Raw genomic sequence first — 14,153 nt, 5'->3', positions numbered from 1 at the left:
GGCGGCGCGAAGGGGGCAGGCGTCGGGGTGAGCCGGGCGGTCTAGACCGCGCGGTCGATGGCGCTCGCCCAAAAAGGGTAGGCTGCGGCCACGAGGGGAACTCGTGGCAATCGAGCCAGCGGAGGGCGGTGTAATGCAGCGGCCGGGGCGACAAATCTTCTGTGCTATCGCGTTGCCACTCCGGTCCTATCCAACTTGTAGAAGAAATCTTCCACGCCCAATCGAGTCGTGTTGAACTGATCGAGATCCGTGAGCGCAGGATGGCGTTTCAGTATCACGTAATACCTGCACTCTGGGTTGGCACGGCGGCTAAGGTCGAATATCCCTCTAGTCGTATCCCTGAATTTCTCGAGTGATTGGACGCCTGCCTGAATGGCTGCTTTGGCACCGGGCAACGCCTCGGCGTATTCCTCGCGATGGATTGGCCAAGCTGGAGTCACCCGGACACCCTCAGACCGAATCTCGACCTCGAAGAGATACTCGATCCGGCCCGCCGCATCCGTCCAGCAGGGCGGGTGTCCGTAGCCCTTAGGGGCGCCCGTTACCGTGACGCAGTGCTTCAGTTGCCCCCTGCAGTTCTCCAACTCCTTCTCCAGCCCGGCGGTCTTCTTTGCCGTGTCGGCCACTTTCTTCCCTTCCTCGACGGCTCGCTCAGGTGCAATTTCCTGTCGTGCCGTCTGTTCATATCCCTTCAGAAACTCCAGCGCCTTGGCCGTACGCACCGGATCGGCGCCTTGGACTTCTAGCTTTTCTATAGCCTTAAGACGGGCTTCCTTTTCAGCGAGAGCCGCCTTCAGTTCCGTGTTCTCCGCTTTCAGCTTCGGAGCGTTTACGAGAGTGTCGATAGCCTCTTGCGGATCGCCGAGCACAACGGGCAGCTGAGCGTAACAGCGGTTCTTTTCCTGTTCGCAGGCGGCGGCGTCTTTATCGACGAGCAAAAACTTGGAACCAATCAGCAGAAGCACCATGAAGGTAAGTACGAACGCCAGCTCGGTCAGCGAAAGCTGAAATACCGTATCGTTCGTACCCTTCCTGAGCATCAGCGGCCGCGAAACCAGTCAACGAAGGATCGCCGATGGCCATCCGGCACACGGGCCTCCGCGTCGACTGCGCTGGGCAGCCGCCCCTCTTGCCGCAACTCTCGCACGTCTGGCAACCTGACTACCTCGGCTGTTTTGCCCGTAGCAGTCGCAATTGCGGCCTGATTCGCCAGCTGCTCCTTGACCGCCGCAAGTTGCTGCAGAACGGAAAGCATGGTCTCCGTGCCGCGCTGTAGTGTGTTCGCCGCGGCCGCGAGCTGCTCGGCTGATCCGCGAATATCGCGCGCTAGTTCATTGTCAGCGCTGCGCTGCGCTGAAACCGCCGCGCTTAAGTCCGTTACTACTCTGCGCTGCTCATTGATCCCTGTTGCGCTCGAGGACAATAGCTGTGCAGCCTGCGCCAGGCTTCGCGCGGCCTCGGTCTCAGCCCGGCGCTGCTCCGAACCGCCTTTACTCAAGTCGGCCACCAACCGGCGCTGTTCCTTGATGGCTTCGGCGCTCGAGGACAAAAGCTGCGCGGCTTGCGCCAAGCTTCGCGCCGCCTCGCTATTAGCGCCGCGCTGCTCTGATCCGGCCGCAGCCAGCTCTGCGACGAGCCGCCTCTGTTCGGAAATCGTTTCCGCGCTCGAAGAAAGCAGCTCAGATGCCTGAGTCATGCGAGCGGTAAGCGACGTAAGGACCTCCTCGTGCTTCCGTGCTGTCGACAGCTGCACGTCGGAGGCCTTCATCGTCGTCCGTAGCTCCTCTAAAGCTGCCCGAGCTTGCCCAACGCTCTCCTGCAGCGAAGACGCGACCCCCTTCATTTGTTGCTCGACAGCGGTTACTGCCGAAGCAAAATTGGCCACTGAGGGTTCGAGCTTCCGGACGAAGAAATCGTCCGGTACCGCCACGGCGTCCACCCGCACTCGCAAGGATGCAATGATGCGCTGCGACTCCGCCTCCCGCGCGCGAACGTCGTTATCCAGCGCCTGGATTGAACGCCGCATGTCTTCTGACATGGTTGTGGCTGCCGTCCGCAATTCACCCGCCGCCGACAGGTAGACCTCTTTTGCTTGCGCCGTGACCTGATTTAAGGCTCCCGTGAACTCGTTGGCGAAGGTCTTCCCCAACGTCTCGAACGCCATATTGGAGCGCGCCACGACATCCTTGGCGGCGTCGTGGACTGTGTTCTCGAATTGACGGAACGCGTCCATCGACAGCTCCATCCTTCCCCGCAGCTCGTCTGCCGCGGTGACGAGCCGTTCCTCCAGACGGTCCATCGCCTGATCTACGTCTCGCCTGAATCCGACGAGATAGATGCGCACGATGATCCCAAGGAAGGTGCTGACCATCGCGGCCCCGAATCGCACGGCAATCTCCTTCAGCTTGCCGGCCTGATCGAGCTGCGGGACATCGAAAAGGCTGAATGCGATGGATGCGATCGTGAAAATGAACCCAAGGTAGTAGCAGCTGTCACCGAATTTCTCATCGCTTACGTCATCGCCCCTACGCGCCAGGCCAATAGCGATGTACCCGCCCATGATGGCGAGTGGCAGCCAAAATCCCAGAATCCATGGCGAGCTCAGCAGCCAGGCGAGGAACGACAGAGCAATCTTCGTCACGATGGTGACGAGGAAAAGCTTCCGAATAGGCACCTTCATGACAGCTTGGAATGCAGCCATTAATCCCCCAGCTCAACCAGGCGCAAAGTCCACCCCCTGCAATACCGCTCCGGCGTCCTTGAAGTACTCCTCCCAGAACTTCGTAAGCCTTCGATTCTGGATCTCCGGACGATTAAGTAACAAAAGAATCTCCACATCCACCCCGGGGAGTTTCGCCCGCAGCTTCTGGAAGTGCGGGCGCTTCTCCAGGGCGGGAAAATCCGGCGGCTCGACATACATCGAGTAGTCGGCCGTGTTGTGGAGCATATCGGACACGATGATCAGTCGCCGCGGGCCCTTCACTCCGTGGTGGTCGAACCGAAGGCCCATTAGCTGGGCCATCTCCATGATCGGCGACTGCTTCGCAGCCCGCACAGCCTTGAGCTGTTCCTCAAGTTGGAGCACAGGACGCTCGTAATCCTTTGCAAAGCGCTCCGCCCAGAGCTTCGGGTTGTCGTCGAAATTACCCTTGTCCTTGCCGTCGCCCGGATTGCACTTCTCAAAGATGGGCTCCGAGTCCTTCCTTAGGTCCGACCCTAAAGCGAACACGGAGAGCAACTCGCCTTCCTTGACACGACGCCCAGAAGCAAAAGAGGCAACCAACCCCGATAGCGCTTTACCTTGCGTGAAGCTCAGCGGGTCCGTCATGTCCACGAGAAGCGCAATATGAGCCTTCGCACCTTCCGCCGGGCAGAGCAACGCTGTGGGGCCCGGCCGCTGCCCCACCCGCCAGGCACCAACGGCGATTGCAACCGCGACAAGGAGGCCAAGCAGTATCGACGCGACGGTCTTCTGTCGGGCGGCTCGACGATCACGCGCACCTCGTACCGTCAACGCTGGCCCCTCTCTTTGACCTGTTCTTCGACTGGCAGAAGACGGTCGAACTGCTTGTTGAACGAAGTTTGAATATTTGCGCGGATGGCTTGGACATCCGACTGAACCGACTGCTGAAGCGATCGTTGCTCGTTGTACTTCGTCCTGTCATCCAGGACTTTGAAATCGGGCACGTCGAGCGACCGAAGCTTCGGGCGCACGGAGAAGTACTTGGGGGGCGGAGCAACTCTGTGAACCTGGTTGCTAGTCCTGAATTTGCCGATCAGCGCTTTGATGCAATTGTCCACGTCGGCAAACGCGGTCCCTACCCGCTTCTCCACCGTATCCTTATGCAAGATCGCTTCGTCGAGGCGCTTCAGGTTGAGCTGCGCTCTGTCCAAGAGCCGCTCCAGTTCGGCGAGTACTTCCTCCTTGAGCGCCGATAGCTCCTCCCGTACAGCGTTCATGTCTTCTTCATAATCGCTCCTTGCTTCCATGAGGGAGCGATGCGCCTTGCCGTATCCGGGATAACGATCATCGAGGCCGAACGAATCGATGACGGCGCCAACTGCGAAGCCGAAGCTAATGAAGGCTAGGAGCCACGAGTAAATGTCCTTTAACTCAAACGGCGTGCTCCGGATGCGGGCAAGCGCGAATTCGCCCGCACCCGTCATATTTCCCGAGGTAGCAGCGTCGCGAAAGTGCGATATCACAAGCGCAACCGCGACCATCGCTGCCAGACAGACCGGAATCAATACGATGCCTAGAAACTTTCGCGCGGGGTGTGAGTGAAAGACCTCCGGGAAGACGTGTCGGCCATATAGCCAGGCAAGTCCGATGTTTACCGCAGCGAACAAGACTGCATAGAAGAAACCTTCGATGAGGCCGCCCCACGCGCCTTGGGCGAAAAACACCGAGTTGAGCAGCCCCTCTACCAGCACCAGCGCGCCAAGAATGGTGTAGCGAAGATACGTGGACGCTCCAGTGGGATAGTTTGGCGCCCGGTTAAGCGAGTTGGCCGCAATAAAGTCCGTGTAATCCCTTACCCTTACGGACATTTCATCGACCGATCGCTTGAGGGTACTTAGCCAGGCGTCCAGAAGAGCGCTTGCGCGCCTTTCAAACTCGGCGTCCAGCTGCCTGATCTTCTGTACAACCGGTGCTATGTCGAGAGCGTTGATCTCCTGGTTCAGGTGCGTCAGACGGTCGTTTGCCCAATCCAGGTAGCTTTGCCGCGCCTTCTCGATGACCTGGATGATCTTGTGCTCGATGCCGGTTAATTCCTTGGCATCGCTCGCCGGAATGCCTCGTTTCCCTAGGCGTTCGGCTTCCTGCTCGACCCCGAGCTCTTTCGCCAGGCGCTCGGTGTCGATGGGGTAAAGGTCGGGATTGCCGAACGAGGCCGGCCGGGCGGAGTCTCCAGCTAGGAACCAATTTTTCAGCGAATGCCACAGAGCCCCAAAAAGCCCCATCTCCCCTCCGACCCCAGCGGTCAACAGCGGCGTCTTCGTACGTCGCGCCTGTCGGCACCATCTTACCGCGCGCTCCGCTAATGCGCGCATTCAGCGCTTCGGCTTGGACTCGCGCCGCTTAGCTTCCCTGTTTGCTATTCGTCCTGCCGATCAATCAAGGTTGGGGCGGCGGCGCCGACCCCCATTCGCTGCGACCGTATCTGTCGCGACAAGCCTTTACTTTTGCTGGGTCTGGCGGAAGCTTGGTTCCGAATAGGGAGCACTAGAATGCATTCTCACTCGCTCCTGCTTCAGAGTTACTTCTGAACGAGTGACGGCAGCCGACCCAAAGCGCACAAACCTGCTGACTGTTAATGCGCAGGTCCCAGGTTCGAGCGGGGAGGCGGACAAGTCGCCGGTCGCCGAGAAGCACTCTCGTGGCGAGGCCCACGACAACGCCCCGCAGATCCATGGGGCGCGTCTTCGCACACCGTCATCTCGGCTTGCGGTGGGTTGTATCCGCGACGGCGAGACAAGCAGTCGGCCATGTTCGCCCGGCGCCCAGTACTGTACATCGGAACAGTATGCCACTCTCTCGCTGGCATCTCGGCGGAGTACTTCAGGTATGCTCTGTTGGGCACACGGGAGACGCAGAGTGGCCATACCCAAAATCATCTCTAACCTAGTGGAGCGCTACCGTGACAACCAAGATGGTTATCGGCGCGATTACGGGGAAACGGAGACGCGCCGCGAGCTTCTAGACCCATTTTTTCGAACGCTCGGCTGGGACATCGATAATAGACAGGGTCACGCCGAGGCGTACAAGGATGTCGTCCACGAGGACAGTGTAAAGATTGGCGTCAGCACAAAAGCCCCGGACTATTCGTTCCGGGTTGGCGGCGTACGGAAGTTCTTTCTCGAAGCGAAAAGACCTGCGGTCAAGCTGAAGGATGACGCCGAAGCGGCGTATCAACTTCGTAGATACGCATGGTCCGCCAAGTTGCCGTTATCAGTTCTATCGAATTTTGGCGAGTTCGCTGCCTACGACACACGCATTCGCCCCTCGCAGAACGACAAGGCAAGTACCGCGAGGTTGATGTACTTCACATTCGACGATTTCGAGAAGCATTGGGACGACATAGCGGCCATCTTTTCCAAGGACGCCGTCTACAAAGGATCCTTCGACAAGTACGCTGCCGGCAAGGGGAAGAAAGGCACCGCAGAGGTCGATGACGCGTTCCTGAACGAAATCGACTCCTGGCGTGAGGCTCTAGCGAAGAATATTGCGCATCGCAATAAAGACCTGTCGCCAGCAGAACTGAATTATTCGGTCCAGCAGACAATCGATCGCGTCATTTTTCTCCGAATCTGCGAGGACCGAGGCATTGAGTCGTACGGCAGATTGCGCCAGCTCCAGAACGGCGAGCATACGTACGCGCGGCTAAAACAGTTATTCCAGGACGCCAACGATCGCTACAACTCAGGGCTATTCCATTTCAGGAATGAAACAGGTCGCAGTGCGCCCGACGGCCTGACCTTGTCGCTCAAGATTGACGATAAGGTGCTCAAAGACATCTTACGACACCTGTATTACCCGGAGAGTCCGTACGAGTTTTCTGTTCTACCTGCCGATATCTTGGGGCAGGTCTACGAACAGTTTCTTGGAAAGGTCATCCGCCTTACCGCCGCCGGCCATGCAAAAGTCGAAGACAAGCCGGAGGTCAAGAAGGCTGGTGGCGTCTACTACACGCCGACTTATATTGTTGAGCACATCGTCGGAAACACCGTCGGCCGCGTGCTCGAGGGCCTCGATCTAGACAGGGCCGCGAAGATACGCGTACTCGATCCGGCATGTGGTTCAGGCTCGTTCTTAATTGGCGCATACCAGTACCTACTAGACTGGCATCGGAACTGGTACGAAACCAATGATCCTGAGAAATACGCCAGAGGCAGGGCGCCGCGCGTTTATCGAGGTCGTGGCAATGTCTGGCAGCTTGCGTCCGCTGAGCGCAAACGAATCCTGCTGAACAACATCTTTGGCGTGGATATCGATCCGCAGGCCGTGGAGGTCACCAAGCTGTCTCTCTTACTAAAGGTGCTCGAAGAAGAGTCAGCGGAAACGATCGGACGCAACCGGGAAATGTTTCACGAAAGAGCCCTCCCCGACCTCGACATCAACATCAAATGCGGTAATTCGCTGATCGCATCGGACTTCTATGCTGCTCAACTGGTACCGCCCGATCCCGAGCAAAGCCGCACGATAAACCCTTTCGACTGGGCCGACGCTTTCGCGCCCGTCAAGAAGGACAAGGGCTTCCACGTAGTGATCGGCAACCCGCCGTACATCAGCGCGCTAGCGATGTCTAAGTTTCAGGGCGAAGAGGTAAGAGACTATTGGAAAAGCGCCTATCTCACGGCACGTGGCACGTATGACATCTACGTGCTGTTTCTCGAAAAGGCGCTCAGCCTTGCTCGCAAAGAAGGCTACGTGTCCTTCATTACGCCCAACAAGTTTCTTTCCGCGCCGTACGGCGAAGCGCTGCGGTCGTTTTTATTGAAGAAACACTGCTTGGAAAGCCTAATCGATTTCACGCGCGTGCCCGTTTTTAAGGACGCCTCTGTCTACCCTGTTATCTCTGTCATACGGCCATCCCAAAAGTTCGCCACCGAGGTCAATGTCTTCCGAGGTGAGACGGACGGAACCGTTAGCTCCCGCAAACAACGCGTTAAGACTGCGGACCTGAAGCGCTTCCCCGAAGATATTTGGGGAACGATGCTGGGTTCGGGTACGGAGCTCTGCGCACGAATCTATGCGCAGTGCTCCATTCTAGAGGACATTGCAGTCGTTCAGGCAACCAGTACTGCGGCAGAGGCCGACGAGTATTCGAAGTACGTGTCTGAATCCCGTAGAAGCGCGAAGTCCCTAAAACTAGTGAACACCGGCACGATTGATAGGTACGTGTCGCTATGGGGCATCGAAGACCTCACCAACAAAGGGCAACACTATAAGCGCCCCGTTCTCGATATTAGGCGAGTGAAACCAGATCGCGCGACCTTGTATCAAACGAAGAAGATCATCTTTGCGAAGATAGCCAAAGTGATCGAGTGCTTCCTAGACAACGAAGGCGAGTACGCGTCTCTAAACACCAATTGCGTTTTCGCGCCTAAAGAAGGCTTCACACTCCCGTTCCTTATCGGCGTATTGAATTCAAGGCTCATGACGTTTGTCTATGTGAACGTTTTTGCGGCCTTAAAGATGAGCGGTGGTTATTCCCAGTTCCAGGCACCGCAGCTTCGCCTCTTGCCTATCGCAAAGCCCACACCTGACCAAGGCAGAGCTATAGAGCGCTTAGCAACGCAGCTTGCGCAGCTGCATACAGATTTTCACGCCGCTCGTACGCCTCACGAACAAGAATCAGTCCGACGTCGAATTGGAAGTGCCGAGCAACAGATAGACGGTCAGGTCAACGCTCTGTACGGACTAACTGAGAAGGATGTTAAGCAGATATTGGCCGACGAGACTTAACGTATCTTTACCCTTGGACAACCCATCCCCACAATCCAAATATCGCTTCTACATGTAGCGCGATGCGTACCCGCATGCATCCGGCCGCCGGTGGATTAGTCTTGAGGCGGTGACTTTTCGTCACTCCGCACGCTCTCGCGGCCCGTCACCCGTCAGTCCGCTCCGGAACGAATGGCAGCAAATGGCCGGTAGACGACCGTAGTTCACCCTCAAGGCGAACGGTATTGCACAGTTAGCTCAAGTACGTTACAAGTTAGCCTGACTGACTCAGAAGAGCAGTTGCAGTGCTGGCCGGAGCGATTCCGGTTGGTGCCCGTTAATGCCGCAATGGCAGAGCGGGATCCAATCCATGAAAGGAATCGCACATGTCAATCCGGAGGCATCGAAATTCTGCTTTCTTGCAGCAAAGCGGGCGCTGTTATTACTGCCACCATCTCATGTGGCTCAGCGAGCCTAACGAATACGCATCTCAGCACCGCATGACGATTAAGGAAGCCTCGCGCTTTCGATGTACGGCCGAGCATCTCGTGGCTCGGAAAGACGGCGGAGGCGATAGGGGTGCAAACATCGTCGCAGCGTGCTTTTTCTGTAATCGCAGGCGCCATGCACGTGCCAAATCGCTTTCCCCGGAACGCTATGGAGCCCTGGTGAGCCAACGTGTATTAGCAGGGCGTTGGCACGGGGTGAGAATGCTTAGTAAGTAAGGCGAGCGGTTGGCGTAACGCGAACGACGTTGCTGGGATGTCTGTTTGTGGCCGATAACCGCCCGTTGCTCAAATGGGCGGTTTACGACCCTGAGCCGACGGTCGCGGTTCAAGCGCGATCAGGCTATCGCCTTCGGGGACGGCGCCAACGACCTTATGATGATGACAGAGGCCGGAGTTTCCATCGCGTATCAGGCCAAACCGGTAGTACGGAAAAAGGGCGACTTACTGTTTCAATTACGTTGGGTAGGATGGGCTGTTAAATCTTTACGCTTGATTTCGCCCTTTTTAGCACGCTTGAGAAAACTCAAAATCAACTGACAAAATACGATGAAAAAGCGCAACGCGTTTGCCACCGCTATGATAATAAACCCCAAGAGGTATGCAGACGTTGGTGGAGCGCAAGAGGCTCGACTCTTCCCTTACTACGCTGGATATTCCGCCGCCTTCGCCAGCACTCTATTGGCTTCACTCGATCTTTCAAACAAGTCCTCCATCCTTGATCCATGGAATGGTAGCGGTATCACGACTCATACCGCACGGAGATTTGGTTACAAAACGATAGGCCTGGACTTAAACCCCGTAATGGTTCTCGTGGCGAGGGCGGAATTACTTTCACCACAAGATGTCGGGCGACTAGTTCCCCTCGCTCACCGCATCCTAGACAAAGCGCGGAAGCAACATAGACGTGCCGCAGAAGATGATCCACTCACTCAGTGGCTCGCCCCTACTACCGCATCGTTCATGCGCGCGATTGAGATCGAAATAAATAGCTCTCTCGTATCAAACACTCACTACAAGCGACTCATAAATGAAAAGGACTTCAATCGCGTTTCTGCGCTGGCTGCTTTCTTCTATTTGGTCCTTTTTGGAGTAGCCCGAGGACTATTAAAAAAGTTCAAAGCGACCAATCCAATGTGGATCAAGAGCCCCGCAAAACCACATCAGCGTACAAAGGCGAACAAAAAGAAAGTTAAGACTCTGTTCTTGGATGAAGTTGGACTGCTTTCGGGGCTCTTGGCGGTCCATAGCTTTTCGGTTACTGACAGATCGCGAACATGTTCTATTACTCTCGGTAATTCTGAGAGCATGCCGCTAAAGTCCCGCTCGATCAGCATGGTATTAACATCGCCGCCCTACTGCACTCGGATAGACTACGCCATGGCGACGGCTGTCGAACTCGCGGTTCTAGGCTTCAACAAGGCTGACTTTGACACATTGCGCCGATCGCTAATGGGGACTTCAACGGTTTCTGCTCGCAACTTTGCACAAGTCACCGCTTGGGGTGAAACGAGCAATCGCTTTCTCGACAAGCTCTATTCGCACGCCTCCAAGGCATCTAAGACCTACTACTTCAAGAATCACCTCCAGTACTTTGCTTCCTTGTATGCCTCGATCCGAGAGATATCTCGTGTCCTCAAACGAGATGGAAAGTGCGCGATGGTTGTGCAGGATTCATACTACAAGGACATCCGCAACGATGTCCCAAAGATGGTTATAGAGATGGCGCGTGCTCACGGGTTGGTATTACAACGCCAGGAGACTTTTGTTTCCGGTCGCTCCATGGTCGGCATGAATAGGAAGGCGCGCGAGTACATTTCGGGTCGCAAGACGAAAGAAAGTGTTTTGTGCTTCGTTCGGACCTAGCTAACGGCATCGCACATCCGTCTTGTGGCCGGCCTGGTATTGCATAAGAGACTTCTGCACCTTTCTGGCGGAATAACAAATGCGTGCACCTAAAGGTGCCAAAACGCGACAAACGACCGAGCTTCGTACGCGAGTCGTTTATCTTTTTGGGGCAGGCGCGACGCATGCTGAGCTGGCAAACACCTGCGAAGACCGCATGTCAGACGCAGGGTTCTTCGAGAAGAACAGCCTACTTCTCGCGAGCGTTTCAAAGAGAGTTTGCAAAGCGGCGAAACGCAATCGCGATTTCACACTGAGAATCCGCTCACTGCTTTCCTCTACGGGTCTTTCTAACATTGAATTGTTTATCAGCCTTCTTGAGGATAATCACGTTCCCTCAACATCCGACGTCGTTCGAAAACTAAAGGCCGGGCTCAAGAACGATATCTTGGGACGACTAAGACATCGCCAGGGCCGCTTCTACCTACACAAAGCCCTATTTGAGTTCCACCGAACGAACAGAGAAGAAGACTTAACTGGTGTCATCTCACTGAACTACGACGGGCTCATTGACGAGGCGTATGAACTCATAATGGGCAAGAGTCCAAACTATTGCTTTTCTAAGGACCCGTCGAAAGACGATTCGATCCCCATACTTAAGCTGCATGGCGGTTTTGATCTGAAATACCGCGAGAAGAAGCTTCCAATACTCGCTCCGGGTGTCAACAAGAATTATTTAGAGCTACCGTACAGTTTTGTATGGGGCCGCGCTCTTGAGCTACTACTAGATTGCGACGTACTTCGAATAGTTGGGTGTTCGCTCAGCCAGAACGATCTTGGGATCGTCGATCTGCTTTTTAAGGCGCACATCAAGAGAGACAACTATCCTGTACTCCAGATAATCGATTTTGATCCGGAAGATAACCGCATAAGGGAACATTTTGGATTCTTCCCCAAGGTCCAACGCGCGCTAGAGATCGAGGGCAACTTGATCAGCGACGTAACGATTCGAGATCCGTCCAAGGGCTCTAATCCTTTCAAGATATGGCTAAAGGCAAAGATAGAACGGGTGATGCAGGCCGCCGATATCAAGAAGACCACATACGTCAAGAAGCTTTTGCAATAAAAGGCCATTGATATGCCCACGAAAACTGGCAAGAGTTCTAAGACCTCCCTTACGAAGCGCTCTTCAATACCCCTATCCATTAAGAAATTAATGGCGGATTTTATTTATCGCATCGACTTAGATGCGGACTATCAGAGGGAGAAAGTTTGGTCTAAGACCGACCAAGAGAGACTGCTCGACTCTATAGTCAGGGACATCGATATACCGAAGCTCTATCTCGCCAAGGTACGCGGCAATAAGCAATTCGATTTCGAATGCATCGACGGCAAGCAGCGTCTGCTTACGCTATCGACCTTCTTTGACCCCCAGAACGGGGACACAAGCCCGCTACTTCTCCAGGTTCTAAGTAAGCGGTACACGTACGCGCAGCTGGAGAAGGAGCATCCAAGTATCGCAACAGCACTTCTAGACTACACCTTGGACTTTGTGGTTTACGATGAAGCCTCTCTTACTGAGGACTTCATTCGAGAGATATTTAGGCGACTGCAGTTAGGAATCAGATTGAATTCCGGGGAGATACTGAACTCTCAAACCGGCACGATCCGCGACTTTGTTTTCAAAGAAATCGGTAAGGAAGGTCCGTTTCTTAGGCGCACAAATCTATCTGATAAACGATACTCTAGACAATTCACGTTAGCGCAGATCTGCATCAATTCATTTCATCGAAATAGAGACGGCGAGTTTGTGCGAGCCAGGTTACTCGATTTAGAGGATTTTTTTGCGGAAGAGAGCTCCTTGGACAAGAAGGATAGCAACTTGATTCGAATACGAAAGGTGCTCAAGTTAATGGACGACAAGTTTAAGGATAGCGCGAAGAGTATTTCGAGTCGCGCGATTGCGGTATCCGCATATTTGTTCGTTGAAGATCTGTATGTGAATAAGAAGGCGAAGGTGGTCTCGCGGTTCGTAAAGTTCTATATCCAGTTGCTGGAAATGATCAAAGAGGACATGCTACTCGTCAGTCAGTACAGAAAGCCGAAGCATCCGAAAGTATTGGATGGTTTCCAAAAGCACGTCCTTCAAGCTTCCGTCGAACCTTCCGCCATTAAGAGAAGAGACGCCTTTCTAAAGGCAGAGTTTGATCGTTTCAAACCATAAGCGAGCACCGCGCCTTTGGGGTTGAGCACGAGCCAGTCGCCGGTCCCTAGGAGATTCGTCAATTGCTTTTGATGATCGACCGAGCGGCAGCTATTGGCCGAAAGCGGAGGTTTGAAAGCATGGGGGCGACTGAATTGGGATAGCGCGGACCATGCTTCACGGTCCGCGGGGCGCATACTTACGCTATGACATTCGCTGGGCTCCTGCTCGAAATCCGGCAGCGTGCGGCGGCGCTACCCGATGACGACACGCGTACGGCCGCCATCGAGACGATTGCGCGGGACGTTCTGGAAACCATTTCCGAAGACGAGCAGGCCAGGCAAGTCCGGTGCATCATGGCTGCGTTCCTCGGGATTGGTGAAGGCGAGCGATTCGACGCGGCCCTGCTGGACGAGATGACGCCGGAGCTGATCTTCAGGCTGGATATGATCGCCGGTGAATTGGTTGAACTTGGTCGCACCAATGAGGCGGTGCGCGCGCTGCGTGCAGCACTTATCAGATCGGTTCAATAGGCGATGCGTTTCTGGCTGGTATACCTCCTCTCGCTGTCGTCGGTAGCTCACGCGGGGGAGCTTATCGGCAAGGTGGTCAATGTGCACGACGGCGACACACTAACCGTGCTGGTTGGAAGTCGCCAGGTTCGCGTTCGGCTAGCTGAAATCGATGCGCCGGAAAGAAAGCAGGCATTCGGAACGCGCTCCCGGCAGTCTTTGGCGGAACTCTGCGCCGGTGCAGTTGCGCGAGTCATCGAGCGCGGGAAGGACCGCTACGGCCGTACACTTGGTACAGTGCACTGCGCTAGCGCGGACGTTAACGCGGAACAGGTGCGGCGCGGAATGGCTTGGGTTTTCGGACGATTCGCCGCCAAGGACTCACCGCTCCACGCACTTCAGGCGGAAGCTCGCGCGTCAGCTCGAGGGCTATGGGCGGACCCTCGGCCTGTGGAGCCGTGGGCGTGGCGTAGGGTGCAACGGTAAGTTTCCGTTTCGGGCTTGCGGCCTACAATTTCCCAGCGTGACCTTGGTTGCGACTACGTTTGTCTGTGAGATGTTCTGCCCAAGCCAGTGCACCTACCCCGGACGCACTGCCCCGGCTCGACAGCTTCCAGGGCCTGAGCGAGGGATTCCGG

Annotated in this window: 11 protein-coding genes and 1 pseudogene; 8 read left to right on the top strand and 4 right to left on the bottom strand. The window is 55.4% G+C overall.

What is annotated here, in order from left to right; all coding sequences use genetic code 11:
* Positions 1 to 164: 164 nt before the first annotated feature.
* From WD823_RS12380 to WD823_RS12365, 4 genes are read right to left on the bottom strand one after another with little or no spacing between them, the layout of a single operon-like run.
* Positions 165 to 1,040: a hypothetical protein gene (locus tag WD823_RS12380; RefSeq protein WP_368429808.1), complete on the bottom strand. Its 876-nt coding sequence runs from the start codon at positions 1,038 to 1,040 to the stop codon at positions 165 to 167.
* On the bottom strand, positions 1,040 to 2,680 hold the full coding sequence (locus WD823_RS12375) for a hypothetical protein (RefSeq protein WP_368429807.1): 1,641 nt from the start codon (positions 2,678 to 2,680) through the stop codon (positions 1,040 to 1,042). The genes WD823_RS12380 and WD823_RS12375 overlap by 1 nt, the downstream gene beginning before the upstream one ends.
* Positions 2,681 to 2,713: 33 nt before the next feature.
* Positions 2,714 to 3,514 (bottom strand): hypothetical protein, encoded by an 801-nt coding sequence (locus WD823_RS12370; RefSeq protein ID WP_368429806.1) that lies wholly within the window; start codon positions 3,512 to 3,514, stop codon positions 2,714 to 2,716.
* Entirely contained in the window at positions 3,511 to 4,965 is a 1,455-nt protein-coding gene (locus WD823_RS12365) for a hypothetical protein (protein ID WP_368429805.1), read from the bottom strand. The genes WD823_RS12370 and WD823_RS12365 overlap by 4 nt, the downstream gene beginning before the upstream one ends.
* A gap of 634 nt (positions 4,966 to 5,599) precedes the next feature.
* Between WD823_RS12365 and WD823_RS12360 the strand changes: the two genes are divergently transcribed.
* From WD823_RS12360 to WD823_RS12325, 8 genes and pseudogenes are all read left to right on the top strand, one after another.
* Complete coding sequence (locus WD823_RS12360) at positions 5,600 to 8,470, top strand: DNA methyltransferase (RefSeq protein WP_368429804.1); 2,871 nt, start codon at positions 5,600 to 5,602, stop codon at positions 8,468 to 8,470.
* A gap of 365 nt (positions 8,471 to 8,835) precedes the next feature.
* Positions 8,836 to 9,174 (top strand): HNH endonuclease, encoded by a 339-nt coding sequence (locus tag WD823_RS12355; RefSeq protein ID WP_368429803.1) that lies wholly within the window; start codon positions 8,836 to 8,838, stop codon positions 9,172 to 9,174.
* Between the two features lie 111 nt (positions 9,175 to 9,285).
* Positions 9,286 to 9,424 (top strand): annotated as a pseudogene (locus WD823_RS12350) (HAD hydrolase family protein); the annotation flags it as partial.
* Positions 9,425 to 9,504: 80 nt separating this feature from the next.
* A complete protein-coding gene (locus tag WD823_RS12345; protein ID WP_368429802.1) occupies positions 9,505 to 10,821 on the top strand; it encodes a DNA methylase in 1,317 nt (438 codons plus the stop codon).
* Between the two features lie 79 nt (positions 10,822 to 10,900).
* Complete coding sequence (locus WD823_RS12340; protein ID WP_368429801.1) at positions 10,901 to 11,926, top strand: hypothetical protein; 1,026 nt, start codon at positions 10,901 to 10,903, stop codon at positions 11,924 to 11,926.
* A gap of 12 nt (positions 11,927 to 11,938) precedes the next feature.
* Positions 11,939 to 13,024 carry a DUF262 domain-containing protein gene (locus WD823_RS12335; protein ID WP_368429800.1) on the top strand — a complete coding sequence of 362 codons (1,086 nt, stop codon included), beginning with the start codon at positions 11,939 to 11,941 and terminating at the stop codon, positions 13,022 to 13,024.
* A 185-nt stretch (positions 13,025 to 13,209) separates the two neighbouring features.
* Positions 13,210 to 13,536: a hypothetical protein gene (locus WD823_RS12330; protein ID WP_368429799.1), complete on the top strand. Its 327-nt coding sequence runs from the start codon at positions 13,210 to 13,212 to the stop codon at positions 13,534 to 13,536.
* Between the two features lie 3 nt (positions 13,537 to 13,539).
* A complete protein-coding gene (locus tag WD823_RS12325) occupies positions 13,540 to 14,001 on the top strand; it encodes a thermonuclease family protein (protein ID WP_368429798.1) in 462 nt (153 codons plus the stop codon).
* The last annotated feature ends 152 nt before the right edge of the window (positions 14,002 to 14,153 follow it).

It is taken from the genome of Sulfuricaulis sp. (genome assembly GCF_040901545.1).
Taxonomy (GTDB): Bacteria; Pseudomonadota; Gammaproteobacteria; order Acidiferrobacterales; family Sulfurifustaceae; genus Sulfuricaulis.
Note: the sequence above shows the minus strand (reverse complement) of the source record. Positions and strands in the feature narration are given on the sequence as shown.

What these genes read in the sequence shown, in the direction of transcription:
- WD823_RS12340 (WP_368429801.1), top strand. Translation starts at nt 10,901, where the DNA reads ATGCGTGCACCTAAAGGTGCCAAAACGCGACAAACGACCGAGCTTCGT.
- WD823_RS12345 (WP_368429802.1), top strand. Translation starts at nt 9,505, where the DNA reads ATGAAAAAGCGCAACGCGTTTGCCACCGCTATGATAATAAACCCCAAG.
- WD823_RS12330 (WP_368429799.1), top strand. Translation starts at nt 13,210, where the DNA reads ATGACATTCGCTGGGCTCCTGCTCGAAATCCGGCAGCGTGCGGCGGCG.
- WD823_RS12325 (WP_368429798.1), top strand. Translation starts at nt 13,540, where the DNA reads ATGCGTTTCTGGCTGGTATACCTCCTCTCGCTGTCGTCGGTAGCTCAC.
- WD823_RS12365 (WP_368429805.1), bottom strand. Translation starts at nt 4,965, where the DNA reads ATGGGGCTTTTTGGGGCTCTGTGGCATTCGCTGAAAAATTGGTTCCTA.
- WD823_RS12355 (WP_368429803.1), top strand. Translation starts at nt 8,836, where the DNA reads ATGTCAATCCGGAGGCATCGAAATTCTGCTTTCTTGCAGCAAAGCGGG.
- WD823_RS12375 (WP_368429807.1), bottom strand. Translation starts at nt 2,680, where the DNA reads ATGAAGGTGCCTATTCGGAAGCTTTTCCTCGTCACCATCGTGACGAAG.
- WD823_RS12335 (WP_368429800.1), top strand. Translation starts at nt 11,939, where the DNA reads ATGCCCACGAAAACTGGCAAGAGTTCTAAGACCTCCCTTACGAAGCGC.
- WD823_RS12380 (WP_368429808.1), bottom strand. Translation starts at nt 1,040, where the DNA reads ATGCTCAGGAAGGGTACGAACGATACGGTATTTCAGCTTTCGCTGACC.